Origin of the sequence: Vibrio sp. DW001 (assembly GCF_029016285.1) — a bacterium.
Taxonomy (GTDB): domain Bacteria; phylum Pseudomonadota; class Gammaproteobacteria; order Enterobacterales; family Vibrionaceae; genus Vibrio.
Window position 1 is genome coordinate 717,353 of record NZ_CP091975.1, and the last position, 25,930, is coordinate 743,282.

General features: G+C 43.5%; 22 protein-coding genes and 1 pseudogene. 17 read left to right on the plus strand and 6 right to left on the minus strand.

What is annotated here, in order from left to right; genetic code table 11:
* Nucleotides 1-159: 159 nt before the first annotated feature.
* Nucleotides 160-624, plus strand: coding sequence for a tRNA adenosine(34) deaminase TadA (tadA, locus tag L3V77_RS03510; RefSeq protein WP_275136683.1), 465 nt, complete (start codon nucleotides 160-162; stop codon nucleotides 622-624).
* Nucleotides 625-645: 21 nt separating this feature from the next.
* Here the strand turns inward: tadA and L3V77_RS03515 are convergent, their stop codons facing one another.
* Nucleotides 646-786: a hypothetical protein gene (locus L3V77_RS03515; RefSeq protein WP_195702426.1), complete on the minus strand. Its 141-nt coding sequence runs from the start codon at nucleotides 784-786 to the stop codon at nucleotides 646-648.
* Nucleotides 787-931: 145 nt separating this feature from the next.
* A complete protein-coding gene (gene mltF, locus L3V77_RS03520) occupies nucleotides 932-2,524 on the minus strand; it encodes a membrane-bound lytic murein transglycosylase MltF (protein WP_275135753.1) in 1,593 nt (530 codons plus the stop codon).
* A gap of 295 nt (nucleotides 2,525-2,819) precedes the next feature.
* Here mltF and purL point away from each other — a divergent pair, with 295 nt between their 5' ends.
* A complete protein-coding gene (gene purL, locus L3V77_RS03525; protein ID WP_275135754.1) occupies nucleotides 2,820-6,713 on the plus strand; it encodes a phosphoribosylformylglycinamidine synthase in 3,894 nt (1,297 codons plus the stop codon).
* Nucleotides 6,714-7,163: 450 nt separating this feature from the next.
* Nucleotides 7,164-7,394 (plus strand): annotated as a pseudogene (locus L3V77_RS03530) (DUF3622 domain-containing protein); the annotation flags it as partial.
* 108 nt (nucleotides 7,395-7,502) lie between these two features.
* Here the strand turns inward: L3V77_RS03530 and L3V77_RS03535 are convergent.
* Nucleotides 7,503-8,972: an aminoacyl-histidine dipeptidase gene (locus tag L3V77_RS03535; protein ID WP_275135756.1), complete on the minus strand. Its 1,470-nt coding sequence runs from the start codon at nucleotides 8,970-8,972 to the stop codon at nucleotides 7,503-7,505.
* Between the two features lie 1,005 nt (nucleotides 8,973-9,977).
* Here L3V77_RS03535 and L3V77_RS03540 point away from each other — a divergent pair.
* The 14 genes from L3V77_RS03540 to pgpA all read left to right on the plus strand — a co-directional run bounded on the left by L3V77_RS03540 (nucleotide 9,978) and on the right by pgpA (nucleotide 22,507).
* Nucleotides 9,978-11,267, plus strand: coding sequence for an NCS2 family permease (locus tag L3V77_RS03540; RefSeq protein WP_275135757.1), 1,290 nt, complete (start codon nucleotides 9,978-9,980; stop codon nucleotides 11,265-11,267).
* 42 nt (nucleotides 11,268-11,309) lie between these two features.
* Nucleotides 11,310-11,768: a xanthine phosphoribosyltransferase gene (gpt, locus tag L3V77_RS03545; protein ID WP_195702432.1), complete on the plus strand. Its 459-nt coding sequence runs from the start codon at nucleotides 11,310-11,312 to the stop codon at nucleotides 11,766-11,768.
* Nucleotides 11,769-11,860: 92 nt separating this feature from the next.
* A complete protein-coding gene (gene frsA, locus L3V77_RS03550) occupies nucleotides 11,861-13,117 on the plus strand; it encodes an esterase FrsA (protein ID WP_275135758.1) in 1,257 nt (418 codons plus the stop codon).
* Nucleotides 13,118-13,212: 95 nt separating this feature from the next.
* Complete coding sequence (gene crl, locus L3V77_RS03555) at nucleotides 13,213-13,617, plus strand: sigma factor-binding protein Crl (RefSeq protein WP_275135759.1); 405 nt, start codon at nucleotides 13,213-13,215, stop codon at nucleotides 13,615-13,617.
* 139 nt (nucleotides 13,618-13,756) lie between these two features.
* Entirely contained in the window at nucleotides 13,757-14,911 is a 1,155-nt protein-coding gene (gene proB, locus L3V77_RS03560) for a glutamate 5-kinase (RefSeq protein ID WP_275135760.1), read from the plus strand.
* A 39-nt stretch (nucleotides 14,912-14,950) separates the two neighbouring features.
* Nucleotides 14,951-16,201, plus strand: a complete 1,251-nt coding sequence (locus L3V77_RS03565; RefSeq protein ID WP_275135761.1) for a glutamate-5-semialdehyde dehydrogenase — start codon at nucleotides 14,951-14,953, stop codon at nucleotides 16,199-16,201.
* A gap of 179 nt (nucleotides 16,202-16,380) precedes the next feature.
* Complete coding sequence (nrdR, locus tag L3V77_RS03570; protein ID WP_195702437.1) at nucleotides 16,381-16,830, plus strand: transcriptional regulator NrdR; 450 nt, start codon at nucleotides 16,381-16,383, stop codon at nucleotides 16,828-16,830.
* Nucleotides 16,830-17,978: a bifunctional diaminohydroxyphosphoribosylaminopyrimidine deaminase/5-amino-6-(5-phosphoribosylamino)uracil reductase RibD gene (gene ribD, locus L3V77_RS03575; protein WP_275135762.1), complete on the plus strand. Its 1,149-nt coding sequence runs from the start codon at nucleotides 16,830-16,832 to the stop codon at nucleotides 17,976-17,978. Before nrdR ends, ribD begins: the two co-directional genes overlap by 1 nt.
* Nucleotides 17,979-17,985: 7 nt before the next feature.
* Nucleotides 17,986-18,639, plus strand: a complete 654-nt coding sequence (locus L3V77_RS03580) for a riboflavin synthase (protein WP_275135763.1) — start codon at nucleotides 17,986-17,988, stop codon at nucleotides 18,637-18,639.
* Nucleotides 18,640-18,678: 39 nt separating this feature from the next.
* Nucleotides 18,679-19,791 carry a bifunctional 3,4-dihydroxy-2-butanone-4-phosphate synthase/GTP cyclohydrolase II gene (gene ribBA / locus L3V77_RS03585; RefSeq protein ID WP_275135764.1) on the plus strand — a complete coding sequence of 371 codons (1,113 nt, stop codon included), beginning with the start codon at nucleotides 18,679-18,681 and terminating at the stop codon, nucleotides 19,789-19,791.
* Nucleotides 19,792-19,994: 203 nt separating this feature from the next.
* Nucleotides 19,995-20,465, plus strand: a complete 471-nt coding sequence (ribE, locus tag L3V77_RS03590; protein WP_004415274.1) for a 6,7-dimethyl-8-ribityllumazine synthase — start codon at nucleotides 19,995-19,997, stop codon at nucleotides 20,463-20,465.
* Complete coding sequence (nusB, locus tag L3V77_RS03595; protein WP_275135765.1) at nucleotides 20,465-20,932, plus strand: transcription antitermination factor NusB; 468 nt, start codon at nucleotides 20,465-20,467, stop codon at nucleotides 20,930-20,932. Before ribE ends, nusB begins: the two co-directional genes overlap by 1 nt.
* Nucleotides 20,933-21,032: 100 nt before the next feature.
* Nucleotides 21,033-22,007, plus strand: coding sequence for a thiamine-phosphate kinase (gene thiL, locus L3V77_RS03600; RefSeq protein WP_275135766.1), 975 nt, complete (start codon nucleotides 21,033-21,035; stop codon nucleotides 22,005-22,007).
* Nucleotides 22,004-22,507: a phosphatidylglycerophosphatase A gene (gene pgpA, locus L3V77_RS03605; RefSeq protein ID WP_275135767.1), complete on the plus strand. Its 504-nt coding sequence runs from the start codon at nucleotides 22,004-22,006 to the stop codon at nucleotides 22,505-22,507. The genes thiL and pgpA overlap by 4 nt, the downstream gene beginning before the upstream one ends.
* A gap of 71 nt (nucleotides 22,508-22,578) precedes the next feature.
* Here pgpA and dxs read toward each other — a convergent pair whose 3' ends face one another.
* The 3 genes from dxs to xseB are packed head-to-tail and all read right to left on the minus strand — an operon-like array spanning nucleotide 22,579 to nucleotide 25,633.
* Nucleotides 22,579-24,471 (minus strand): 1-deoxy-D-xylulose-5-phosphate synthase, encoded by a 1,893-nt coding sequence (gene dxs, locus L3V77_RS03610; protein WP_275135768.1) that lies wholly within the window; start codon nucleotides 24,469-24,471, stop codon nucleotides 22,579-22,581.
* Between the two features lie 22 nt (nucleotides 24,472-24,493).
* Nucleotides 24,494-25,378 (minus strand): (2E,6E)-farnesyl diphosphate synthase, encoded by an 885-nt coding sequence (ispA, locus tag L3V77_RS03615; protein ID WP_275135769.1) that lies wholly within the window; start codon nucleotides 25,376-25,378, stop codon nucleotides 24,494-24,496.
* Between the two features lie 3 nt (nucleotides 25,379-25,381).
* Nucleotides 25,382-25,633 carry an exodeoxyribonuclease VII small subunit gene (gene xseB, locus L3V77_RS03620; RefSeq protein ID WP_195702445.1) on the minus strand — a complete coding sequence of 84 codons (252 nt, stop codon included), beginning with the start codon at nucleotides 25,631-25,633 and terminating at the stop codon, nucleotides 25,382-25,384.
* Nucleotides 25,634-25,930 lie beyond the last annotated feature (297 nt).

Sequence of the window (25,930 nt, forward strand, 5' to 3'; positions counted from 1 at the left end):
TAAAGTAATTAATGTGATTGATATAAGGATGATGAATCGCGTTAACAGGTTCCATTTTGACGCTCAGCTACGCTACAATACGCTATCAATATTGACTGCGACAGGGTTTCCCCATTGACGACCGACACGAAAACATTTTCTGAACAAGATGCGTATTTTATGCGCCAAGCTATATCGCTTGCTCATGAAGCCGAATTGGCAGGAGAAGTACCCGTAGGTGCTGTTTTAGTAAAGGATGGGGAGATTATTGCTCGAGGTTTTAATCGTTCTATCTGTGATCACGATGCTACCGCTCACGCTGAAATACAGGTGTTAAGACAGGCTGGACAGATACTCGAAAACTACCGTTTAGTCGATACCACTCTATATGTCACTTTGGAACCATGCCCTATGTGCGCAGGTGCGTTGTTGCATAGTCGAGTAAAGCGCGTTGTTTATGGCGCACCGGATCGAAAGTCTGGGGCTGCCGGAAGCGTGCTAAATCTGTTTGATACCCAAGCGGCTTATCATTATGCCGATGTGGAGGCAGGATTACTGGAAGATGAGTGCAGAATTCAGCTGCAATCTTTCTTTAAACGAAGACGCAAAGAGAAGAAAGAGTTAAAAACAAATCAAACCGTCTGAGTTTCTTATGGAGCAGAGAAACTAGTCAAACGTTTCGCAATGAACATAAGCTCTGTGACGCCAGATAACTTTCTTTTTATTGTTGGCCAACATTCTTTTTCGACGGTTCGCTGATGATGTTTTCGTCGCGAGGCTTTTTGACTGCTTTCTAATAGAGTGCATTGTCACTCTCCTTTTTATGTAACCTTAATCTAGGTTATGTCGTGTTATCATTTTTTGTAAGCGTTCTTTATAAAGATAGTTTATTACCAAATGATGAATAGCGCAGATGAAAAAAAAGCAGATAAATGAATTATCTGCTTTTCGATTATTGCTGTACCGACTTTTCTTGCATTGGTTCTTTCTGTGTCGACGCTTTCTGTTCTGATGTTGACTCTTTTTCTGTTGTCGCTGGAAGAAGGATTGATTGCCCTTTCTCTGGTGGGCCCACCAGTTCCCCGTTCTCTTCTGGAGGCAACGGAACGTCAATAACCTGAATGCCTTCAATATCTATATCGGCGCTTAAGGCCTGCTGTTCTTCAACGTGGCCAATAATCGATTGATAATAGCGTCGAATATTCTCGACATAGTTTCTGGCTTCATCCCCTCGGGCATAGCCGTATCGAGTTTTACTATAATATTTACGTTTTTTAAGCAGTGGTAATCGCTCTTTTACATCCGCCCAAGAGTCGGGATTGCCTTTTTGTGAACGTGTCAGGCGACGAGCATCCATCATATGTCCGTAACCAACGTTATAAGAGGCGAGGGCGAACCAAATTTTCTCGTGTTCTGGTATGGAATCAGGTACTCGTTCAACAATACGCTGCAAATATTTGACCCCACCTATGATCGCTTGCTCTGGGTCTAAGCGATTCTTCACACCCACGAGCTTCGCTGTAGGCAGCGTGAGCATCATCATGCCACGAACCCCTGTCGGTGACGTTGCTCTAGGGTTCCAGTGTGACTCTTGATAAGAGAGGGCGGCTATTAAGCGCCAATCAAACTTACCTGCGTGTTCTTTAAAGAGAGATTCCCATTTTGGCAACTTGCTATCCAAAGCTCGAACAAAGGCGCGGGTATCGACGTAATCAAAGGTTTCTACGTGGCCAAAGTACTTTTCTTCGAGTGTCGCGAGATCACCCGATTGCTTCATCTCTCCAAAAAACTCTATCAATAGGGCATAAAGGCTTTCATCATCCGCTTTTCTCATATACCAAGAAATAGGTTGGTCTTCGGTCAGTTCGAGTGCGAGTGCAATATCTGGGTATAAACGTTGGGTTAAAGAGAGCTCTACTGAGTCGGCAATCGTATAAGCAAGTTCCCCGGTAGAAACCTGTCGAAGTAGGTCTTTTACATCGGAGTCCTTACTGGTGGAGTATTCCAACGTAGGATATTCAATCTTAAGATTTTCTAATGTTGGCACGAAGTGAGAGTCTGAAACGATGGCTAAGATTTCTTCTGGGTTCTTTTGTTGCCTTGCGACTAAGTTTTTAATACTTCTTGGTTTCCAACTTCCGGCTTTGTAGACAAGCTGTTGGCTAACATAATAGTACGCAGGTGCAGCACGAAATGACTGTATGCGAGCAGGTGTTTGGCTAATACCCGCCGCAATAATATCGATTTCACTGTTTTTTAATGCAGGAAACAACCCGGATAAACGATAAGCGGGTTTCATTTCCAGTCTCACTCCGAGTTCGTCTGCAAAGCGTTTTGCAAGCTCGTAATCTAAGCCAGTAGGACCGTCGGGACCAATATAATAGGCGAGCTGGTTATTCAATGTCCCAACTCTTAATACGCCTCTTTCACGGACTTTATCTAATTCACTTTTTGGATCAGATTCAATCTGACAACCGGATAAGAAAAGCCCCAAAATAAGTATTAGAGATGTTTTGTACCAGTAATGGTTAAAAAAATTACGCATTAAAAGGGGTTCTTTATAGATTGACTATGCTCTTTATAGCAGAGCTGCAATGTTCGGCAAAGAATCATTAAAGAAAACAGTGACTATTTGCAGGTTATACGCTATTTCTAGCTTTATTGGCTAGATTATCAAAAAATGGCGCAAACGGTTGCTTTTGGTGTTACGTCACAAAACTTTTTCCTCTATAATACGGCCGCAACAGGTAGGTGAAATTGGTATAAGTTCAATTTATTTTTGTAACATATTGAATTTATTCCAATATCACCTAAATCAATTGCATAAGAGACCTAAGCACATGAGAATTTTGCGTGGCTCCCCAGCTCTATCTGAGTTTCGAGTTAACAAGTTACTAGAACTTTGCCGTGAACAAGATCTGCCAATTACAGATATTTACGCTGAGTTTATGCACTTTGCCGACTTAACCGCTGACTTAAATAGCGAAGAGGTTGAAAAAGTAGAAAAATTACTTACTTACGGTCCAACTATTCAAGAACACGAACCAGCAGGAAACCTACTGTTGGTGACACCACGTCCGGGCACAATCTCACCTTGGTCTTCAAAGGCAACCGATATCGCGCGCAATTGTGGCCTAAGCAAGGTTAAGCGATTGGAGCGTGGTACCGCTTATTATGTAGAGTCATCGTCAACGCTTTCGCCGTCACAACTTGTTCAAATTCATGCACTGATTCACGATCGAATGATGGAAGTGGTGTTTACCGATACAGACAGTGCCGCGCAGTTATTTAAGGTTGCGGTTCCTGCTCCGGTTGCCGATGTCGATATCTTGTCTGGTGGTCAACAAGCATTAGAAGAAGCGAATATCGCACTAGGCCTAGCATTGGCCGATGACGAGATTGACTACCTAGTTGAGAGCTTTACAAAACTAGGCCGTAATCCAAATGATATTGAATTGATGATGTTTGCTCAGGCAAACTCTGAGCACTGTCGGCACAAGATTTTCAACGCAGATTGGACTATTGATGGGGTAGATCAAGAAAAATCATTGTTCAAAATGATTAAGAACACCTATGAAACCAACAGCGAATATGTTCTTTCTGCTTATAAGGATAACGCCGCTGTCATGACCGGTTCTCATGTTGGTCGTTTCTTCCCTAATCCTGATAACCGTCAATATGATTATCATCAAGAACTTGCGCATATTCTGATAAAGGTGGAGACACATAACCACCCAACGGCGATTTCTCCTTGGCCAGGTGCCGCGACAGGCTCTGGTGGTGAAATTCGAGATGAAGGGGCGACGGGCATTGGTGGAAAACCCAAAGCAGGTTTGGTGGGTTTTGCCGTCTCTAACCTGCGTATTCCTGGTTTTGAACAGCCTTGGGAAACCGACTTTGGTAAGCCAGGTCGTATCGTTAACGCCTTAGATATTATGCTAGAAGGTCCTTTAGGTGGCGCGGCTTTTAATAACGAATTTGGCCGACCAAACCTGCTTGGTTACTTCCGTACCTATGAAGAAAAAGTGAACTCTCACAACGGTGAAGAAGTTCGTGGGTACCACAAGCCAATCATGATCGCTGGTGGCTTAGGTAACATTCGTGATGAACATGTACAGAAAAGAGAGATCCCTGTTGGTGCAAGCTTAATTGTGCTCGGTGGTCCAGCGATGAACATTGGTCTAGGGGGCGGTGCTGCATCTTCTATGGCTTCTGGTCAGTCTGCTGAAGACTTGGATTTCGCTTCTGTTCAGCGTGAAAATCCAGAGATGGAACGTCGCTGTCAGGAAGTGATTGATCGCTGTTGGCAGATGGGTGAAGAGAACCCAATCGCCTTTATTCATGATGTTGGTGCGGGTGGTATTTCTAACGCATTACCTGAGTTAATAGACGACGGTGAGCGTGGTGGTAAATTCCAACTACGTAACGTTCCGAATGATGAGCCGGGTATGAGCCCATTAGAGATTTGGTGTAATGAATCTCAAGAGCGCTATGTTATGGCTGTTGCACCAGAAAACATGGCGTGCTTCGATGCCATTTGTCAGCGCGAGCGTGCACCATATGCCGTGGTTGGTGAAGCGACGGAAGAACGCCATCTAACGTTAGAAGATTCACACTTCGACAACACTCCCATCGACATGCCATTGGATATTCTTCTTGGCAAAGCGCCTAAGATGCATCGCGATGCGACAACATTGAAAGTAAATAATCCTGCTATGGATACGGCGGGTATCGAAGTAAACGAAGCATTAGACCGTGTGTTGAGATTACCAACCGTGGCAGAAAAAACCTTTCTAATTACTATCGGTGACCGATCAGTGACAGGGCTCGTTGCTCGTGACCAAATGGTTGGCCCTTGGCAGGTTCCGGTTGCAAACTGTGCGGTAACTGCAGCCAGTTATGATACCTACCACGGTGAAGCCATGTCGATGGGTGAGCGTACCCCAGTGGCCTTGTTAGACTTTGGCGCTTCTGCCCGCTTAGCCGTTGGTGAATCACTGACCAACATTGCTGCAACGGATATCGGTGACATTAAGCATATTAAACTGTCTGCAAACTGGATGTCGCCATCTGGCCATCCCGGTGAAGATGCCGGTTTATACGAAGCGGTGAAAGCCGTGGGTGAAGAGCTATGCCCTGCACTTGGGTTAACCATTCCTGTTGGTAAAGACTCGATGTCGATGAAAACAAAATGGGAAGAGAACGGCGAACAGAAAGAGGTGACGTCACCACTAAGTCTGGTGATTACCGCCTTCGCTCGTGTTGAAGATATACGTAAAACCGTGACGCCACAGCTGCGCACGGATAAAGGTGAAACCAGCCTACTCTATATCGATTTGGGTAACGGCAAAAACCGTATGGGTGCGACCGCATTTGCTCAGGTATACAAGGCGTTGGGTGATAAACCTGCAGATGTTGATAGCGCAGAACAGTTGAAAGGCTTCTACGATGCTATTCAGACACTTGTTCGTGAAGGCAAGGTGATGGCTTATCACGATAAAGGTGATGGCGGTCTTATTGTGACACTGGCTGAAATGGCCTTTGCAGGACATTGTGGTTTGAGTGCTGATATTGCGTCGTTGGGCAGCGATACGTTATCGACGCTATTTAATGAAGAACTTGGGGCTGTCATTCAGGTTCAGAGTGAATCCGTTGAATCGGTTCTGGTTACTTTAGCTTCCTTTGGTTTAGCTGAGCTTAGCCATGTCATTGGCGAAGTCGAGCAATCAGATAGTATCATTATTAACCATAACGATACCGTTGTATTTAAGCGTTCTCGTACAGAGCTCCGTACCATTTGGGCTGAAACGACGCACAAAATGCAAGGGCTACGTGACAATCCTAAATGCGCCGACCAAGAGTTCGCCGCAAAATCTGACGATAGCGACATAGGGCTTAATGTCGACCTTAGCTTCGATGTACATCAAGATATTGCCGCACCTTATATTCTAAAAGGTGCGAAACCTAAGATGGCCATTTTGCGTGAGCAAGGCGTTAACTCCCATGTGGAAATGGCCGCTGCGTTTGATCGTGCTGGCTTTGAAGCAACCGATATACATATGAGTGACATATTAACCGGTCAAGTGGTACTCGATGAGTATCATGGTTTAGCCGCGTGTGGTGGCTTCTCTTATGGTGATGTACTCGGTGCTGGTGAAGGTTGGGCGAAATCTATCCTGTTTAACAGCCAAGCGAGAGATCAGTTTGAAGGGTTCTTTAAGCGTGAAGACACGTTCTCTCTAGGGGTTTGTAACGGCTGCCAGATGCTCTCTAATTTACATGAACTCATTCCAGGTGCAGAGTTGTGGCCACGATTTGTTCGCAATGAATCCGAGCGTTTTGAAGCTCGCTTTAGTTTGGTTGAAGTTCAGAAATCGGATTCGGTTTTCTTTAGCGGTATGGAAGGGTCTCGTATGCCTATCGCGGTTTCTCATGGCGAAGGTCAAGTAGAGGTACGTGATATTGCACACCTAAACGCGATCGAAAATTCAGGCACGGTAGCGGTTCGTTATGTTGATAACTTGGGCAATGCAACTCAGCAATACCCAAATAACCCGAACGGCTCACCTAACGCGATTACTGGTTTAACGACGACGGATGGTCGAGTTACCATTATGATGCCGCACCCTGAGCGTGTATTCCGTACGGTTGCTAACTCTTGGGCCCCCGATTCATGGGGCGAAGATAGCCCATGGATGAGAATGTTCCGCAATGCTCGTGTGAACGTTGGTTAAATAAGAGTTAATTGGATATTGAAACGCCCTTAGTGTACAAAAAGCTAAGGGCGTTTTCATTGTCTAAACCCAATCTACCGTCATTCCTTCGACACTCGTATTTCTGTGAAAATATAATATTGTTTGATTAACATAATCGAAACCTGTCATCCCGACGAAAATTGACCTATTTTCACGAAAACTAGCGTGATCCCCATGAAAATGGGGATCAAATGTCACCAAGATTCCCGTTTGCACGGGAATGACGAAGTATTTATCATTAACCGAACAGCATTACACGAAAGTGGGGATAGAGATTTTTTTTCTCAGTTAAGTTGTAAAATTGAAATTGTCTTCGCTTTTTATTGGAAATTACCGAGCCAAATTTACAGCAATTGTTCCTCTGATATGGTTTAATGCGCGGATTGAAAAGAGTAGTGGCTCTTTTATGTACAGTGAGTAGGAAAGAAAATGAGTGTCAGTAAAAAGTTTAGCTATAAAGTTATTGAAAAACGAAATGGTTGGGCTGCCGAAATCGTTCGTCAAGTCACCGCTCAACGCACGGCGGTATCTAAGCGAGAAATGGGTTTTGAAACTGAAGCAGAAGCGATAGCATGGGGCGAAAGAGAGTTACCAGCATTTATTGCAATGCAAGCTGAGAGAAACAAACGCAAATCTGCAGAGCGTAAAAAAGCAGAAAAAGAATAAAATTTATCTTTTGATAAGGTAAATAAAAACAAAAAGGGCAGGCTTTTGTATCTACGAAAGCCTGCCTTTTGTTTAGGTAATAATAACTATCTTTAAAACGTATTATTTCTTCGGTATATTTTCCAAAATTGCCACCATTTGCTCCCAATAGAGAGCAACGGTATCAATTTTTACTTTCTCGTCTGGAGAGTGAGGGAATTTAATGGTTGGGCCAAAAGACAACATATCCATATTTGGATATGGTTCCTTAAATAAGCCACATTCTAAACCTGCGTGGATAACCATGATGTTTGGTTTTCTACCGTAAATACCTTCGTAAGTATCTCTAAACACACTCATAATTTCTGAGCTAGCATCGGGCTTCCAACCGGGATAACTACCGTTAAACTCGATCTTAGCATCGGCAAGTTTCGCGACCGATGTCAGCATGCCTTCAACGTGGCTACGACCGGAATCGATTAATGAGCGAACCAGACAAAGCACGGTGATCTTATTCTTCTTGGTGTTAATAACACCAACGTTTAAAGAGGTTTCGACTACGCCTTCAATGTCATCACTCATTCGGATAACACCGTTTGGACAGGCATTAAGTGCCTGAATAAATCGTGTTTGAGATTCTACGCTGATCATCAGAGAGTTGGTCTCAGCGACTTCGTAGTAAGAAAGAATCCCCGTTTCCACTTTGCCTAATTCCGCTCTTAGCATGCCGATGAACTGAGTAAATAGTTCATTTAACTGCCCTTCATTAACCATAGGCAGTGCCACGGTAATAAAGGCTTCACGAGGAATGGCATTGCGAAGGCTACCGCCTCTGAATTCGACCAATTGAAGTTCGAGTTCTTGGGCATGGCTCGCAAGGAATCTCGCGAGTAGCTTGTTGGCGTTACCGCGGCCCGTGTCGATATCACAACCGGAATGACCACCTTTAAGCCCTTTAATTGACAGTTCTCGGGTAACGTAGCCTGTTGGTATCTCTTCTCTTTTAATATCAAAGGTAAGCGCACCATCTACACCGCCGGCGCACCCCATGTACACTTCACCTTCTTGCTCGGAATCCGTGTTGAGTAAAATGTCGCCTTCTAGCCAACCATTTTGTAAGCCAAATGCGCCAGTCATCCCTGCTTCTTCATCGATAGTAAGAAGCACCTCTAAAGGGCCATGTTTTATGTCATCTGAAGCCAGTACAGCCACACAAGAGGCCATGCCCATGCCGTTGTCTGCACCAAGAGTTGTTCCTTTTGCTGTTACCCATTCACCGTCAATGTAGGGTTTAATAGCGTCGGTCTCGAAGTTATGTTTTGTGTCGTCATTTTTTTGCGGCACCATATCAATATGAGCCTGAAGCACTACACCTTTACGGTTTTCCATGCCTTCCGTTGCTGGTTTTTTTATAAATACGTTACCAGTAGGATCTCTTTTAACTTCGAGCTTTTGCTCCTGTGCCCAATTAATAATGTACTGGGCGAGTTCTTCTTCGTGCTTAGAAGGGTGAGGTATAGAGCAAATTTTATCAAAAAACTGCCAAATGAGTTTCGGTGACAGAGAACTGATTTCCGAGTGATGTTTAGACACAGGTAACTCCTATTTTTGTCCAAAGCTTTAATTTGAATTCAACTTAATAGCGCAACAAAGACATAGTTAATAGCTGAACCCATTGGTGATTCGGATTCAACAATCATCATTATAGAATGATTCAATCTTTGACGAAGTAAAGAAAGCACGCATCATATCACCCAGACTTTGGTTACAGAAGTGGAATCACTCTGAGATATGACGTAGATAAAAGAGGTTTTCAATACGCCACATTTATCATGTAATTTAATAACGCAAAATAAGATCAAAACGAAATAAATGTGACTAAGATCACCTTTATTGTTGTAATTTTATTTCATCATGATATAGTACTCCCGTCTTCCAAAATGAAGACATATTGCTCAAAGGATGAGCCCGAATATCGCCTCCATGGAACCGAGAACATAGTTTGTTTAATTGAATTAAGGTGATAGATATGAAAGGTTTAGTTTCTTCAACGTTTTGGGTTTCACATTCAGTTTATACCCAGAATTTTCAGTATCCTATTAGCTTCGGTTACTAATTGTAATCGCGCTATTGTGATTTGAACTTAAATGTTCGCCCCCAATATTAGAATTTTTGGCAGCCGTTAGGTTGTTCTGATTCAAGCGCTACTTTTATTGAAGTAGCGTTTTTTTTATTCGAGCAATGTAATCCATTACATTGTTTAGTGTTTTTATTAATTGGTATTGATTACTATTCTTACTCTCTATTTTTCGCAGCTTATCTATGTAATTAGGCAATAAAAACAGCAGTTAATTAGTCGATGGGATAAAAAAACATCACATGGTTTATTGCATGTTTTATTGTTATAAATTGTTTTAAAACATAATCTTAGGTTTATTCTTCTATCTATTTTGACTTGTTCATCTTCGTGCGCGCGAATAAAAAACCATTTTATATCCGAATCCTGCTGGAAATTGCCATTTGATAACTTTATAATTCGCGCCAATCGTTTACGCAATCGTTTACTTAATTTTTTGAATTATACTTTAGGGACTAATTATGCTGGAAAAGCTGTTTAAACTCAGTGAGAACAAAACCGATGTTCGGACTGAAGTTATCGCAGGTGTGACAACCTTTTTAACCATGGCTTACATCATTTTTGTAAACCCTGCGATTCTGTCTGAAACCGGAATGGATCGCGGAGCTGTTTTTGTTGCTACCTGCCTTGCTGCTGCTATTGGTTGCTTCATTATGGGGATTGTTGCTAACTATCCAATTGCTCAGGCTCCAGGTATGGGTCTAAATGCATTCTTTACCTATTCGGTTGTTTTTGGAATGGGTTACACATGGCAAGTTGCACTTGCGGCTGTGTTTGTTTCAGGTCTGTTGTTCATCTTATTAAGTATCTTTAAGATTCGTGAGTGGATAATTAATTCTATCCCAATGTCTTTGAGAACCGGGATCTCTGCTGGTATCGGTCTATTTCTCGCATTTATTGCCTTGCAAGGATCCGGTATTGTTGGCGATAACCCAGCAACATTAGTTTCTATCGGTTCAGTGACGTCTCTACAAGCCATCTTAGCGGCAATAGGCTTTTTCATCACTATCGCCTTGGTACACAGAGGTTTTAAAGCGGCAGTAATGATTGCCATTCTTATTGTAACGGTACTGGGTATTATTTTCGGTGATGTGCAATATCACGGTGTTTTCTCTATGCCACCGAGTATCGCACCTACGTTTATGCAGCTTGATTTTAGCTCTATATTTGAAGTGGGTATGATCTCAGTAGTGTTTGCCTTCTTATTTGTTGACCTGTTTGATACTGCGGGCACTTTAGTTGGTGTAGCGACAAAAGCTGACCTTATTAAGGAAGATGGTAAAATACCTCGTCTAAACCGTGCTCTACTTGCTGACTCTACAGCAACATCGGTGGGTGCGTTATTGGGAACCTCTAACACAACCTCTTATATTGAAAGTGTTTCTGGTGTTGCAGCCGGTGGTCGTACAGGATTAACTGCAGTTGTCGTTGGCATTTTATTCCTACTTGCATTATTCTTCTCGCCATTAGCAGGTATGATCCCAGCATATGCGACATCAGGCGCTCTATTTTATGTGGCAATTTTGATGATGTCTGGATTGGTATCTATCGATTGGCGTGATCTAACAGAAGCGGCCCCTGTGGTGGTTGTCTGTTTGCTTATGCCGCTTACTTACTCTATTGCAGATGGCATTGCGCTTGGCTTTATTTCTTATGCAGCTATCAAAGGTTTGAGTGGTAAAGGTCGGGAAGTTCCATTGAGTGTTTGGGTTCTTGCTGTCGTTTTTGTATTAAAATTTGCTTTCGCTTAATTATTGAATAAGTGTGAAAAGTCCAAACAGGTTAATAATAATATGAGTAACAAGTTCATCATTACTTGGGACAATATGCATATGTATTGTCGTCAACTCGCTGAGAAGCAGATGCCTGCTGAACAGTGGAAAGGCATTCTCGGTGTAAGCCGCGGTGGTTTGGTTCCTGCGGCGATTTTAGCCCGAGAACTAGGTATTCGTTATGTTGATACTATCTGCATCTCTAGCTATGATCATGATCACCAACGTGATATGACAGTAGTTAAAGCGCCAGAAGGTGACGGTGAAGGTTACCTGATCGTGGATGATCTTGTGGATAGCGGAGACACCGCTCGTAAGATTCGTGAGATGTATCCTAAAGCAAAATTCGTTACCGTAAGCGCTAAACCAGCAGGCGCGCACTTAGTTGACGAGTATATTGTCGATATTGCTCAAGATACCTGGATTGAACAACCGTGGGATATGGAAATCGCCTACGTTGACCCAATCAACAGAAAATAGTCATTTATTTATGCAAATTTGAAAATGCTCCTGTATAGGAGCATTTTTTTTTATATGATGTAATTAATTATGGCCTAACACAGTAGTGAACTATGTCTGATTCCAATGTAAATCTTTCTGAAACGCTTTTCAAAAAGCACAAGCAAGCTAAAGAAACATCTGACTTGATAAACTATATGCCCAGTAGCGTGGAGTTTCTCAAGGAAAAAAAGGAGAAAGACCATTACGCTTGGTATCGTAATGTTCGTCGCTATCAGTGGATATGGCAAGGGATAGACCCAATAGAACAAGAAGAAGTATTGTCGAAGATCGCTTCTTCCGAACATTCAAGAACGGAAGATAAGTGGCTGGATACCGTCATTGGGTTTCGTTCCGGTAACTGGGCTTATGAATGGACACAGCTTGGAATGCGTCATCAAAAGCATGCTGCTACCTTGTCGAGAGAGAAAGCGTCGGGAGAGGAAGCATCCGATGAGTTTTTCTACGCTAGCCTCTGCTACAGTATTGCGGGTTACCCTCACCTGAAGGGGGACAACCTAGCGATTCAAGCTCAAGTGTTAGCAAACTCCGCGCACGATGAAGCGATGAAGATGAGCAAATACGTGACTCGTCAATTCGAAGTTTCTTTCCAAGGAAAGAAAATACAGGCCAACTTGCATCTCCCTAATACAGATAAGCCTCAACCTGTGGTGATGGTTAGTGCGGGTTTGGACAGTTTAAAGACCGACCTGTGGCGCATTTTTAAAGACTATTTGGCTCCAATGGGAATTGGCATGCTAACGATTGATATGCCGTCTATTGGTACGAGTAGTCATTGGCAATTAACCGAAGATTCCTGCAAGTTGCATCGTGCAGTTCTGAATGAACTACCTAACCTGCCTTGGGTCGATCACCACAAAGTTGGCTTGTTGGGTTATCGCTTTGGTGGCAATGCAATGCTAAGGCTTGCATTTATCGAGCAAGATAAGATCAAAGCCTGTGTGGTCATGGGGGCGCCGCTTCACGATACGTTCTCGTCACCTGAAAAGGTGAAAAATATGCCCAAGATGTATCTGGATGTACTGGCATCCCGATTGGGAAAAACGGCGGTAGATGTGCACAGCTTAGCTGGACAAATGATGGCTTGGTCATTGAAAGTTCAAGGTTTTTTGACCAGTAAACGTACAAAAGTACCAGTATTAGCTTTGTCACTAGAGGGCGACCCTGTTTCTCCTCACTCAGACAATCGACTTGCTGCAATTTTCAGTCATTATGGGAAAGCGAAGCAAATACCATCGGATTCTATTTCTGTTGGGTATGAGCAATCACTCGATTTAGCGATTAAGTGGCTGGAGGATGAGTTAATTTGATAGCAGTTTCGTTGTTTTCTGTATAGCATAGAAATGTTGCGCAACATTTGGCACTGGAAGTTATAAATAATAATTATATCGATATGGAGTATCGCATGGCGAACAAGGTGGTTAGCCCAACTCATTTTCGACTGATAACGGCGTTAAGAGCAATAGGCCCTTATCTAAGAGAGTCTGAGTCGCACGATGGCAAATATATATTTGATTGTCTTTCTGTTTGTGTTGATGACACAAAATCTCCAGAGTTACGTGAATTTTGGGGTTGGTGGATGGAACTCGATTCCTCCAAGGAAGACGATGCTGTAAATGGATTTATCGCAAAATTTCAAGTTGGCAAGTATAACACTGAAGGTAATTGGGTTACGGCAAACGTACCGAAAAAATTCAAACAAGAAGTTGCCAGAACCCAAGAAGAATTTCTGAAAAAATTAAGCAAAGTACTTGAAGAGCGTTTTGCTTTAGAGTTTACCCTTCATGATGAGTCAGAAGAGTTTGTCTAATTTGTGTTTTTAATGTGAAAAAAGCACTTTCACAGTAAATAATAATAAAAAGGCGCATTTATGCGCCTTTTATGCTTGTACAAATTAAGATGGATTGTTAAAACATCTCTTCGAATTAAAACTTTATGTAGTAAGGCAAATGACAACTCAACAACGCGGGCAAGCATCGCAACCAAAAACGGTAGTGGGTCACAAAACAATAGTGGTGAAGCTTGGAACCAGTGTACTCACTGGTGGTACTTTGGCGCTAGACAAAGCTCATATGGTAGAGCTCGTCCGCCAATGTGCGCAGCTTAAAAAGCAAGGGCATGCCGTTGTGATGGTTTCTTCGGGAGCCATTGCCGCAGGTCGTGAGCATTTAGGTTACCCCGCACTCCCCAATTCAATGGCGAGCAAGCAGATGCTTGCTGCGGTAGGCCAAAGCCAATTGATCCAAGTTTGGGAATCGTTGTTTGCTCTTTACGGCTTAAAGATTGGTCAGATGCTGCTTACCCGAGCCGATCTTGACGATCGCGAGCGTTTTCTTAACGCTCGCGATACCATTAATGCATTGATTGAAAACGATATTATCCCCATAGTGAACGAAAATGATGCGGTGGCAACCTCAGAAATAAAGGTGGGTGACAACGACAATCTGTCGGCGCTTGTGGGGATTTTATGTGGTGCAGACAAATTACTGCTATTGACAGATCAACCGGGTTTATTTACCGCGGATCCTCGAACAAATCCTGATGCTAAATTGATTCGAGAAGTGACGACGATAGATGAAACGCTGCGCAAGATTGCTGGTGGGAGTGGAACAACACTCGGAACCGGCGGGATGGCAACCAAACTCCAAGCAGCTGATATTGCGCGAAGAGCAGGTATTGAAGTCATTATTGCGGCAGGTAGCGCAGAGAATGTTGTCGCAACCTCGATTAGTCACAGCCCACAGGGCACGAAATTTGTTGCCTTACCAGACGCGTTGGAAAATCGTAAACGTTGGATACTTGCAGGGCCCGCCGCTTTAGGCGATATTATTATTGACGATGGTGCGGTGAAAGCGGTAGTAGAAAGAGGCAGTAGCCTGCTTGGTAAAGGGATAGTGAAGGTGACAGGGCAGTTTGCTCGAGGTGAAGTAGCGAGAGTTAAAAATAGAGCAGGTCAACTTGTTGCCAAAGGTATCGTTAGCTACTCCAATAAAGATTTGGTTAAAATAATTGGTAAACACAGTAAAGATATTAATGCGATCCTTGGTTATGAATACGGTTCAGAGGTGATTCATCGCGACGATCTTGTGGTTATTAAAGAGTAACCCGTCAATTATTTAGGGTTTAAAAGTAAGGAAGAAGGCGTGGAACTAATTCAAATGGGGCAAGCCGCTAAAGATGCTGCTTTTCATCTCGCGACGACACCAACAGCACAAAAAAATAGAGCACTTGGCTTTATTGCGGATGCGCTAGAAGCGAAGGCAGAAACGATTCTGGCTGCCAACGCAAAGGATATCGAAAAAGGACGTCTAGCTGGCATGACAGAGGCCCTATTAGATCGCCTTTTGCTTAATAAAGATCGGCTCACTGGTATCGCGAACGATGTAAGAAGCGTGATTGGTCTCGATGACCCCGTAGGTAGTGAGATAGACAGCAAGGTACTTGATAATGGCATGTCATTGTCGCGCCGTCGTGTACCGCTTGGTGTCGTGGGGGTGATCTATGAAGCTCGCCCGAATGTCACCATTGATATTGCCGCGCTGTGTCTAAAAACTGGTAATGCAAGTATCTTACGTGGTGGCAAGGAAACCTTCTTTTCCAATATGGAACTGGTTAAGGTTATTCAGTCTGCATTAGAGAAAGCAGCGTTGCCAGCAGCGTCAGTGCAGTACATCGAAAAACCAGACCGTGAACTGGTCTCTAAACTGCTTAAGCTCGATGACTATGTGGATATGATCATTCCACGCGGTGGTGCTGGTTTGCACAAGATGTGTAAAGAGAACAGCACGATCCCCGTGATTATTGGTGGTTTTGGTATCAGCCATATATTTGTTGATGAAAGCGCTGATTTAGAAAGGTCGCTTTTGGTTGTTGAAAACTCAAAAGTACAAAGACCGTCAGCGTGTAACTCTTTAGACACCTTATTGGTACACGAAAAAGCAGCCAAAGAATTTCTACCAATGCTTGCCGATAAACTGAATGGCAAGGTTACGCTAGTGGCAGAAGCAAAAGCCAAAGAATACTTAACGAATGCCAACGCATTGAGAGATGCTCAAGAAGGTGATTTTGATACCGAATGGCTCGCCTTTACATTGGGGGTTAAAGTGGTTCAGGACGTACATGAAGCCGTTGATCACATGCGTATTCATAACGCGAGTCACTCGGATGCCATTATGACGAACAGTATTGAAAACGCGGAAATATTTATAAACTCTGTTGGTTCTGCGGCAGTCTATGTTAATGCGTCCACGCGCTTTACTGACGGTGCTCAATTTGGTTTGGGAGCTGAAGTGGCGGTATCGACTCAGAAGCTACATGCTAGAGGGCCTATGGGTCTGGTAGAGCTGACGAGTTATAAGTGGGTTGGTAAGGCGAACTATTTGGTTCGCCCGTGATCGACGGTTGGTTTTAAATCACTGCTCTTAATAAATAGTGCATTGTTTAAAATAAACAATGAGTAAAACAGGGGCTCTATCACAGAGCCTCTTTTTGTTTCTCTCGCCACTGTTTTTTAATTCCGTTAGACTAGACCCTAACGTGATACTGAATAGTTTAACTACATTCTGGAGGTGGTATGCATTGCCCGTTTTGTTCTGAAAATGACACCAAAGTTATCGACTCTAGGTTGGTGGCAGATGGCCATCAGGTTCGTCGCCGTCGCCAGTGTTTAGCCTGTAAAGAACGATTTACGACATTTGAAGGCGCTGAGTTAGTGATGCCTAAAGTCATTAAGTCTAATGGTAATCGTGAACCATTCAATGAAGATAAAATGGTTGGTGGTATACAGCGAGCGTTAGAAAAACGTCCCGTTAGCGCTGATTCTATAGAGCTAGCAATTAGCAATATCAAATCCAAACTCCGAGCAACTGGCGAGCGTGAAGTACCAAGCAAAATGATCGGTAATTTCGTGATGGAACAGCTTAGAGAATTAGACAAGGTTGCCTACATTCGTTTTGCTTCGGTATATAGAAGCTTTGAAGACATCAGAGAGTTTGGTGAAGAAATTGCTAGGCTCGAAGATTAATGCACAGTCAACGTTCTACTATGGACCCATCATTTAGCCTTTTTGATTATCAGATGATGTCTCGTGCTATCGAGTTAGCTAAAAAAGGGTTGTATACCACGGCACCCAACCCTAACGTTGGTTGCGTGATTGTTCTTGACGGTGAAATCATTGGTGAAGGCTTTCATTATAAAGCTGGAGAGCCGCATGCTGAAGTGTTTGCGCTTCGAGAAGCACAGGATAAAGCTCATGGCGCAACGGCTTATGTGACCTTGGAACCTTGTTCTCATTATGGTCGAACTCCGCCTTGTGCAGAAGCACTGGTAAAAGCGAAGGTCGCGAAAGTTATCTGCGCAATGCAAGACCCAAACCCTCAGGTTGCAGGTCGAGGAATTAAGATCCTACGGGACGCTGGTATTGAGGTCCAGGTTGGGCTATTAGAAGTTGACTCGATGGCACTTAATCCTGCCTTTATCAAACAGATGCAAACAGGAATGCCATTTGTACAGCTTAAACTAGCCGCAAGTTTAGATGGAAAAACGGCGCTAAAAAACGGTGTCAGTCAGTGGATAACGTCACCTGAAGCAAGAAAGGATGTTCAATCATATAGAGCGAGAGCGGGTGCCGTATTATCAACGAGCAAAACCGTGATCGATGACAACGCTTCTCTGAACGTTCGCTGGGATGACCTGCCGAAAGCTATTCAAAATAATTACCCTCAAGAAGATCTACGTCAACCCATAAGGGCAATATTGGACAAAGGTTTAGCACTCACAAAGAACCTCAATTTATTTCAGACCGACGGTGAAATCGTCCAAGTTTCGGCTTGTGATTCAGAATCTAGTGTAGACCAAAACGGTTTATCTGTTGTTCTCAAAGAGGCACAGCTAGACCTCGAAATGGTATTGAAACAGTTGAATAAACAGCATCAAGTTAACCATATTTGGGTGGAAGCGGGGGCAACCTTAGCGGCAAGTTTTATTAAGCAGAATCTTGTAGATGAGCTTATTATCTATTTAGCCCCTAAATTGATGGGAACAGACGGGCGTGGACTGATTAATATGCTAGGTTTAGAAAGCATGGATCAGGCCATCAGTTTGGATATCAAAGACATTCGTATGGTTGGCCCAGATATTCGAGTTATTGCAACGATCAAACAGGAAAGTTAGAGAAGTCATGTTTACAGGAATTATTGAGGCAGTAGGAAAGCTAACCGCTATTACTGCCAAAGGCGAAGATATCTCCATTACGGTTGATACGGGTAAATTGGATATGTCTGACGTGAAACTCGGCGACAGTATTGCGACCAACGGTGTCTGTTTAACCGTTGTTGCTTTTGGTTTGCGCAGTTATACCGCCGATCTCTCATTGGAAACCTTGAATCTGACAGGTTTTACCCAATATAAAGTGGGAGACAAAGTGAACCTAGAAAAGGCAATGTTACCAACGACGCGTTTTGGTGGACATATTGTTTCTGGTCATGTGGATGGCGTAGGGTCGATTGTTGAACGAAATCAAGTGGGTAGAGCGATAGAGTTTTGGGTGGAAATACCAAACGATATTACTAAATACGTTGCCTATAAAGGCTCGATTACCGTTGATGGTATTAGCCTGACGGTGAACGAGTTGAGAAAAAATGCCTTTAAATTGACCATTGTTCCTCATACCTCTGAAGAGACGACAATGGATAACTTTCAAGTGGGTAGAAAAGTAAACTTGGAAGTCGATGTATTAGCAAGATATATGGAACGGTTACTTCAGGGAAACTCTGAGCAGCAACCTGAACCCAAAATCACGATGGAATTTTTACAACAAAATGGTTTTGCTTAAATCCATTTTTTGTATGGGAAATTAGATAGGACGACGACAATGCCAATTAGTACGCCAAAAGAAATTATCGAAGATATTCGTTTAGGAAAAATGGTTATCCTTATGGATGACGAGGATCGTGAAAATGAAGGCGATATTATTATCGCAGCTGAACATATCACACCTGAAGCTATCAACTTTATGGCGACACATGGTCGCGGCCTCATCTGTCTAACCATGACAAAAGATCGATGCGTTAACCTTGGTCTTGCTCCAATGGTGCAAGATAACAACGCTCAGTACACCACGAATTTCACGGTTTCTATTGAAGCTGCAGAAGGGGTGACCACCGGAATTTCAGCCTCTGATCGCGCAGTGACTGTACGTGCTGCGGTAGGGAAAGACGCGAAAGCGGCTGACCTTGTACAGCCGGGGCATATATTCCCACTGACCGCGCAAGACGGTGGCGTATTGACTCGCGCGGGTCATACAGAAGCGGGTTGCGATTTAGCACGTTTAGCGGGTCTTGAACCTTCATCGGTCATTGTAGAGATTCTTAATGAAGATGGCAGCATGGCTCGCCGTCCTGACTTGGAAGTTTTCTCAGAAAAACATGATATTAAGGTAGGCACTATTGCTGACCTTATCGAGTATCGAAACAACACCGAAACGACGATCGAACGCGTTGCGGAATGTAAGCTCCCAACAGAGTTTGGTGAATTTGATTTGGTGACATATCGCGACACGATTGATAATGAAATTCACTATGCACTACGCAAAGGTTCGGTTAGCGCTAATGAAGCATGTTTAGTTCGTGTTCATTTGCATGATGTGTTTACGGATCTGCTTCGTTCAAATAGAAATGCCGATCGTAGCTGGACATTAGACACCGCGATGAAACGTATCGGTGATGAGGGTGGTATTTTAGTTATTTTGGGTCATGAAGAGTCAAGCGATCTACTTGTCCACCGCGTGAAAATGTTTGAGCAACAAGATAAAGGTCAAGCACCTACTATGGCTAAAAAGCAGGGTACGTCTCGCCGTGTTGGTATCGGTTCGCAGATTCTAGCTGATATGGGTGTGAGCAAAATGAAATTATTATCTTCGACGGACAAACGCTACCACGCTCTTGGTGGTTTTGGTTTAGAAGTGGTTGAGTACGTGACAGAATAATTTTTATTTATTCGTCATACCTGAAGTTGCAGTTACGTTAACAGCGCTGATTCACCTCAAGCACTTAGCACATCTAAGTTCGTGGGGATTCATTCGTTTGTTGTCTCGTGGCAACTTCAATTGTTTTGGGTATAGATATTGCTCACAAAATTGTGCTAGAATCCGGCGATTCTTACTGGATGAATATAGTTGAAGGAAGGCTTATGAAAGTGATCGAGGGCGGTTTCCCAGCTCCAAATGCAAAAATTGCTATTGTTATTTCTCGTTTTAATAGCTTTATAAATGAAAGTTTACTTTCTGGTGCTATCGATACTTTAAAGCGTCACGGACAAGTGTCAGAAGATAACATTACTGTTGTTCGCTGCCCTGGTGCCGTTGAATTACCTCTCGTTGCTCAACGCGTAGCGAAGACAGGGAAATTTGATGCTATCGTATCTTTGGGTACGGTTATTCGTGGTGGTACACCTCACTTCGATTATGTTTGTAGTGAATGTAATAAAGGTCTTGCACAAGTTTCTCTGGAGTACAGTCTTCCAGTAGCATTCGGTGTGTTAACCGTAGATACCATCGATCAGGCTATTGAGCGCGCGGGAACCAAGGCTGGTAATAAAGGTGCAGAGGCTGCACTAAGCGCACTTGAGATGATCAACGTTCTTTCAGAAATCGATTCCTAATGGGGGCAAGTGTGAAACCAGCCGCACGTCGTAATGCACGTCAATTTGCTTTACAAGCAATATATTCTTGGCAAATATCGAAAGATAATGTTGCCACAATTGAAGAACAATTTTTATCTGGTGGTAAGTATGATGAAGAAGAGCATCATGCTACCGAACCTGCATTGGTTGCGCCAGAAACAGACGTTGCTTACTTTCGTGACTTATTGTCAGGTGTTGTACAAAATCACACTAAGTTAGATAGCAAACTACGCCCTTACTTATCTCGTCCAATGCAAGATTTGGATATGATGGAGTTAGCGCTTTTACGTCTTGCTATGTATGAAATGACTCAACGCGCGGATGTACCATATAAAGTGGTTATCAACGAAGCGATTGAGTTGGCTAAAGTATTTGCTGCCGAAGACAGTCATAAGTTTGTCAACGGTGTGTTGGATAAAGCCGCACCGCACGTACGTAAAAAATAAAAATTGTATAGATAAAAAGGTCGGCTTTGCTGGCCTTTTTTGTTTCTATTCAACAAGCCCTAGGCCATGAGTCAAACTAGAGAATCGAGAGTCGCTAAAAATGTCCGGTGAATTTAGTTTAATAGAAAAATATTTTTCCAATCGTCAGACCCAACGTAAAGATGTTCAAATATCGCTTGGAGATGATTGTGCTGTTGTTCGATCGCCAGATAACGTTCGTATTGCAATAAGTACGGACACCTTAGTTGCTGGTACTCACTTTCTCCCAGACGCAGATCCAGCTTGGGTTGCCCATAAAGCGTTGGCCTCCAACCTAAGTGATTTAGCCGCAATGGGAGCCACACCCGCCTGGGTTTCATTGGCGTTAACTCTCCCAGAACAAGATGAATCTTGGTTAGCGCCTTTTTGCGATGCATTCTTTGAATTAGCAGACTATTTCGGCGTTCAACTGATTGGTGGTGATACAACCAAAGGGCCTTTGAGCATAACCCTAACGGTTCAAGGGTTTGTGCCTGAGAACCGAGTTCTTTGTCGCACTGGTGCTCGCGTTGGAGATTGGCTTTACGTGACCGGGGAATTGGGTGACAGTAAAGCAGGGCTTGACGTTATTTTAGGCAACGAAGATCGAAGCAAGCCGTTCGCTGAAAAACTAGAGCGCCACCATTACATTGCCACACCAAGGATATTAGCTGGACAAGCCCTGATTAACATTGCATCAAGTTGCATTGATATTTCTGATGGTTTAATTTCAGACGTTCAACATATACTTAGAAGCTCCCATGTGGGGGCGATGATTGATATCAGTGCGCTGCCTCTTTCAAGTGAGTTACTGGACTTTTGCGCAGACAGGGAAAAAGCACAAAGGTTTGCCCTGACGAGTGGTGAAGAGTATGAGCTTTGCTTTACTGTTCCCAAAGAGCATAAAGGCGGCTTAGAGAGTGCGTTGGCTCATATTGGTACCAAGGTTACTTGTATCGGTCAGATCCGCCCTGAAGGGATATTTGACCTTATTAGAGATGGCAAGAGAGTAGACTGGCAGCTTAGTGGTTATGACCATTTTAAGGACGCAGAATGACAAATCCGTTAGATAAAATATCTTTGGCGAATCCTTGGCATCTACTTGCCACTGGATTTGGTAGTGGGTTATCACCGATTATTCCTGGGACGATGGGAACATTGGCGGCGATTCCATTCTATTTTTTATTGGTTCAGTTGTCATTACCGCTCTATATTACTCTGGTTGTTATCTCCTGTTTCATCGGGGTAAAGATATGCCAGGTTGCGTCGGACGATATGGGCACACACGATCATGGTTCAATTGTTTGGGATGAATTTTCAGGCTTTTGGATCACCATGAGCTTTGTGCCTATGATGAACCTTCCTGCAACCGAGTGGAAATGGTTGGTGACAGGATTTGTGCTATTTCGCTTTTTTGATATGGTAAAACCATGGCCGATTGGCTGGCTTGATAAGCGTGTACACGGAGGCTTTGGTATTATGATTGACGATATTGTTGCCGGTGTGATGGCTTGGATTGCTTTGTTCTTGGTTGGAACCTACGCCGGTTGGATCTAGGTGATATGTTTAAATAAAAAAGGTTAAGTGATAAAAAAGCGAGATAATGGTATTACCTCGCTTTTTTATTATTACTTCGCGATATATTCTTGAATTTTAGCTTCAATACCTACTGCATCCAAACCGAGTTCGATATGCAGCTCTTCTTGTGTACCTTGAGCGATGAACTTATCAGGCAAGCCGATGTTGAGCACTGGTTTGATGAGCTTTTGTTGCATCATAAATTCAACGACACCAGCACCAGCACCACCAGCGATGGCGTTCTCTTCTACTGTTACGATGATATCGTGGCGGCTAACTAACTCTTTGATGAGCGCTTCATCTAATGGTTTAACAAAGCGCATATCAGCAACGGTAGCATCGATATTTTCGGCGGCGATAACGGCACTTTCTAGCATGGTGCCAAAGCTTAAGATGGCCACCTTCAGTTCATTAGAGGTCACTTTTTGCTGGCTGTTTTCGCGGACAATAAGCCCTTTGCCTATCTCTATTGCTGTCATTGTGTGCTCTAGAGGCTCACCTATACTTGTTCCTCTAGGATAACGTACAGCGCTTGGGCCCTGATGTTTGTGCCCGGTATATAGCATTTGACGGCATTCGTTTTCGTTACTCGGTGCCATGATAACTAGATTTGGAATGCAGCGCATAAAGCTGAGGTCAAATGCACCTTGGTGAGTCTGGCCATCAGCACCGACTATACCTGCACGATCTATCGCAAACATGACAGGCAAGTTCATAATAGCGACATCATGGATAAACTGGTCGTAACCACGCTGTAAGAAGGTAGAATAGATAGCGACAATAGGGTTGTAGCCAGCGATAGCCATCCCTGTTGCTAAGGTGATTGAATGCTGCTCTGCAATGGCAACATCAAAATATTGCTTTGGGTACGTTTTAGAAAAACGAACCATGCCTGAACCTTCACGCATAGCGGGTGTGATTGCCATGAGTTTTGGATCTTGTGCGGCCATGTCGCAGAGGAAGTCACCAAATATTTTAGAGAAGCTTGGCTTAGTGCCATTGCTTTTCGGCAAGCTGGTTTCCGCTGGGTTAAATTTAGGTACGCCGTGGTATCCGATAGGATCTTTTTCGGCAGGCTCGTAGCCTTTGCCTTTCTTCGTCATAATATGTAAGAACTGCGGGCCTTTTAACCCTCGCATGTTCTTCAGTGTCTTAACTAACTCATTAACATCGTGGCCATCAACAGGACCGATATAGTTAAAACCTAGCTCTTCAAACATGGTTCCTGGGACGACCATGCCTTTAAGGTGTTCTTCTGTTTTTCGAACCAGCTCTTTGATTGGCGGCAAACCAGAAAGTACTTTTTTGCCCCCTTCTCTAATAGAGGTGTATAGGCTACCGGAAAGAACCTGAGCAAGATGATTGTTAAGTGCTCCAACATTCTCCGATATCGACATCTCGTTGTCGTTCAGTATAACCAACATATCCGAATGGATATCTCCAGCATGATTCATTGCTTCAAATGCTATGCCTGCTGTAATGGCTCCATCACCAATAACACTGACTATTTTTCTCTCTTCCCCCTCTTTTTCGGCACAAATAGCCATGCCTAATGCGGCACTTATGGAGGTTGATGAGTGTCCAACGGAAAGTGTGTCGTATTTGCTCTCTTCTCTCCAAGGGAATGGATGAAGGCCATCTTTTTGACGAATGGTAGGGAGTTTCTCACGACGACCCGTTAAAATTTTATGAGGGTAAGCCTGATGGCCAACATCCCAAATGAGCTGGTCAAATGGTGTGTTGTAAACATAATGCAGTGCAACGGTTAATTCAACGGTGCCTAAGCCAGACGCTAAATGTCCACTTGATTGGCTCACAGAATTTAATAAATACGTACGCAATTCGTCACAAAGTTTTGGTAAAATTTCCTTTGGAAGGGTACGTAGTTCTTCAGGCGTATCAGCAAGAACCAATGTAGGATATTTCGAAATATCAAGAGTCATAAAATATTCAGCGCTTATAATGTTAGTTTTTGCGCTCGACAACGTATCGGGCGAACTCTTCGAGTAACTGCGTATTGTAAGGGATTGCATCCAATGCATGAAGTGCTTCTTGCAAAAGAGTTTGAGCTTTTTGCTGAGCACTTTCTAATCCAAGTAAAGATGGATAGGTGGCTTTATTCAAGTTTTGATCCGAACCTTGCGGTTTTCCTAGGGTTTCCGTATCGCTAACAACGTCCAATATATCGTCTTGAACTTGAAAGGCCAAGCCAATGGCTTCTGCGTATCGGTCTAGCAAAGGAAGGATAGATAGCCCTTTCTCTCCGGCTGCCAATGCACCAAGTTGAATGGCACATTTTAATAACGCGCCGGTTTTGTTTTTATGAATGGCTTCGAGCTCTTCAAGTGATACGCTTCTGTTTTCGGCATAGAGATCGAGTGCTTGTCCGACACACATCCCTTGCACACCAGACGCTTTCGCTAGCGCTTGTATCATCGATACTCGCTTTGTTTCACCAGAATCAGAAAGAGGCCCTTCCGCTAGGATAGTAAATGCCAGCGTTTGAAGCGAGTCACCAGTAAGAATGGCGGTCGCTTCGTCAAATTCGATATGACAGGTAGCGTGTCCACGCCTAAGTTCATCGTCGTCCATTGCGGGAAGGTCATCGTGAATCAAAGAGTAGGCATGTATACATTCTATAGCAGAAGCTGGCGTGTCGAGTTCGTCTAGCGAACAGCCGAGCATTTCACCCGTCACATAAACCAGAAACGGTCTTGCCCTTTTTCCACCCAGCAGTAACCCATAACGCATCGCTTGGACAAGAGGTAGCGCTTGATAGTCCAGCTTATCTAACCATGAGTCTAACTGAGCTTGGTTTCGTTCTTGATAGAATGGTAATGATGCCAACATGGATTAGTCTTCTCTTGAATGCTCATTTTGAAAATCGGACAGCGGTGCATTATCATCTTTTTCTAATAGGATAGAGACTCGTTGTTCTGCCTGAGTAAGCTTGGTTTGGCCTTCACGGGCTAACGAGATACCGCGTTCAAAGTGTTTCAATGAGTCTTCTAGTGCAAGATCGCCGCCTTCAAGCTGTTCTACAATGGAGTCGAGCTCTTCTAGCGTTGCTTCGAAGGTCATATTTTCAGGTTTTTTTGTGGCCATGATCTGTCTGCTTTTATTGAGGTGAACGAAACTTACTCTAGAGTGGATTGATGGTCAATTGGAACGATCACAAGTGACAAACTTATCTCACATACTGTAAACATTATCTCGCGTCCGGCGAATATAATCCATACCCAGTTTGGTATAAGTTAATTTCACGGCTTAAAGAGTAAAGGTAGCGTAGGGTTTATGGCTTATCTACGATTAAACCAAGCGAAACTGTGTGTTTATTCGTTGAATTAAGAAGACTTACTTGGAAATTTTCTATGCAGGGCTTATCCTGAGAACGATTCGGAT

Excerpts from the sequence above, each read along its gene's own strand:
- tadA (WP_275136683.1), top strand. The coding sequence starts at position 160 with ATGCGCCAAGCTATATCGCTTGCTCATGAAGCCGAATTGGCAGGAGAA.
- L3V77_RS03515 (WP_195702426.1), bottom strand. The coding sequence starts at position 786 with ATGCACTCTATTAGAAAGCAGTCAAAAAGCCTCGCGACGAAAACATCA.
- mltF (WP_275135753.1), bottom strand. The coding sequence starts at position 2,524 with ATGCGTAATTTTTTTAACCATTACTGGTACAAAACATCTCTAATACTT.
- purL (WP_275135754.1), top strand. The coding sequence starts at position 2,820 with ATGAGAATTTTGCGTGGCTCCCCAGCTCTATCTGAGTTTCGAGTTAAC.
- L3V77_RS03540 (WP_275135757.1), top strand. The coding sequence starts at position 9,978 with ATGCTGGAAAAGCTGTTTAAACTCAGTGAGAACAAAACCGATGTTCGG.
- gpt (WP_195702432.1), top strand. The coding sequence starts at position 11,310 with ATGAGTAACAAGTTCATCATTACTTGGGACAATATGCATATGTATTGT.
- frsA (WP_275135758.1), top strand. The coding sequence starts at position 11,861 with ATGTCTGATTCCAATGTAAATCTTTCTGAAACGCTTTTCAAAAAGCAC.
- crl (WP_275135759.1), top strand. The coding sequence starts at position 13,213 with ATGGCGAACAAGGTGGTTAGCCCAACTCATTTTCGACTGATAACGGCG.
- proB (WP_275135760.1), top strand. The coding sequence starts at position 13,757 with ATGACAACTCAACAACGCGGGCAAGCATCGCAACCAAAAACGGTAGTG.
- nrdR (WP_195702437.1), top strand. The coding sequence starts at position 16,381 with ATGCATTGCCCGTTTTGTTCTGAAAATGACACCAAAGTTATCGACTCT.
- ribD (WP_275135762.1), top strand. The coding sequence starts at position 16,830 with ATGCACAGTCAACGTTCTACTATGGACCCATCATTTAGCCTTTTTGAT.
- L3V77_RS03580 (WP_275135763.1), top strand. The coding sequence starts at position 17,986 with ATGTTTACAGGAATTATTGAGGCAGTAGGAAAGCTAACCGCTATTACT.
- ribBA (WP_275135764.1), top strand. The coding sequence starts at position 18,679 with ATGCCAATTAGTACGCCAAAAGAAATTATCGAAGATATTCGTTTAGGA.
- ribE (WP_004415274.1), top strand. The coding sequence starts at position 19,995 with ATGAAAGTGATCGAGGGCGGTTTCCCAGCTCCAAATGCAAAAATTGCT.
- nusB (WP_275135765.1), top strand. The coding sequence starts at position 20,465 with ATGGGGGCAAGTGTGAAACCAGCCGCACGTCGTAATGCACGTCAATTT.
- thiL (WP_275135766.1), top strand. The coding sequence starts at position 21,033 with ATGTCCGGTGAATTTAGTTTAATAGAAAAATATTTTTCCAATCGTCAG.
- pgpA (WP_275135767.1), top strand. The coding sequence starts at position 22,004 with ATGACAAATCCGTTAGATAAAATATCTTTGGCGAATCCTTGGCATCTA.
- dxs (WP_275135768.1), bottom strand. The coding sequence starts at position 24,471 with ATGACTCTTGATATTTCGAAATATCCTACATTGGTTCTTGCTGATACG.
- ispA (WP_275135769.1), bottom strand. The coding sequence starts at position 25,378 with ATGTTGGCATCATTACCATTCTATCAAGAACGAAACCAAGCTCAGTTA.
- xseB (WP_195702445.1), bottom strand. The coding sequence starts at position 25,633 with ATGGCCACAAAAAAACCTGAAAATATGACCTTCGAAGCAACGCTAGAA.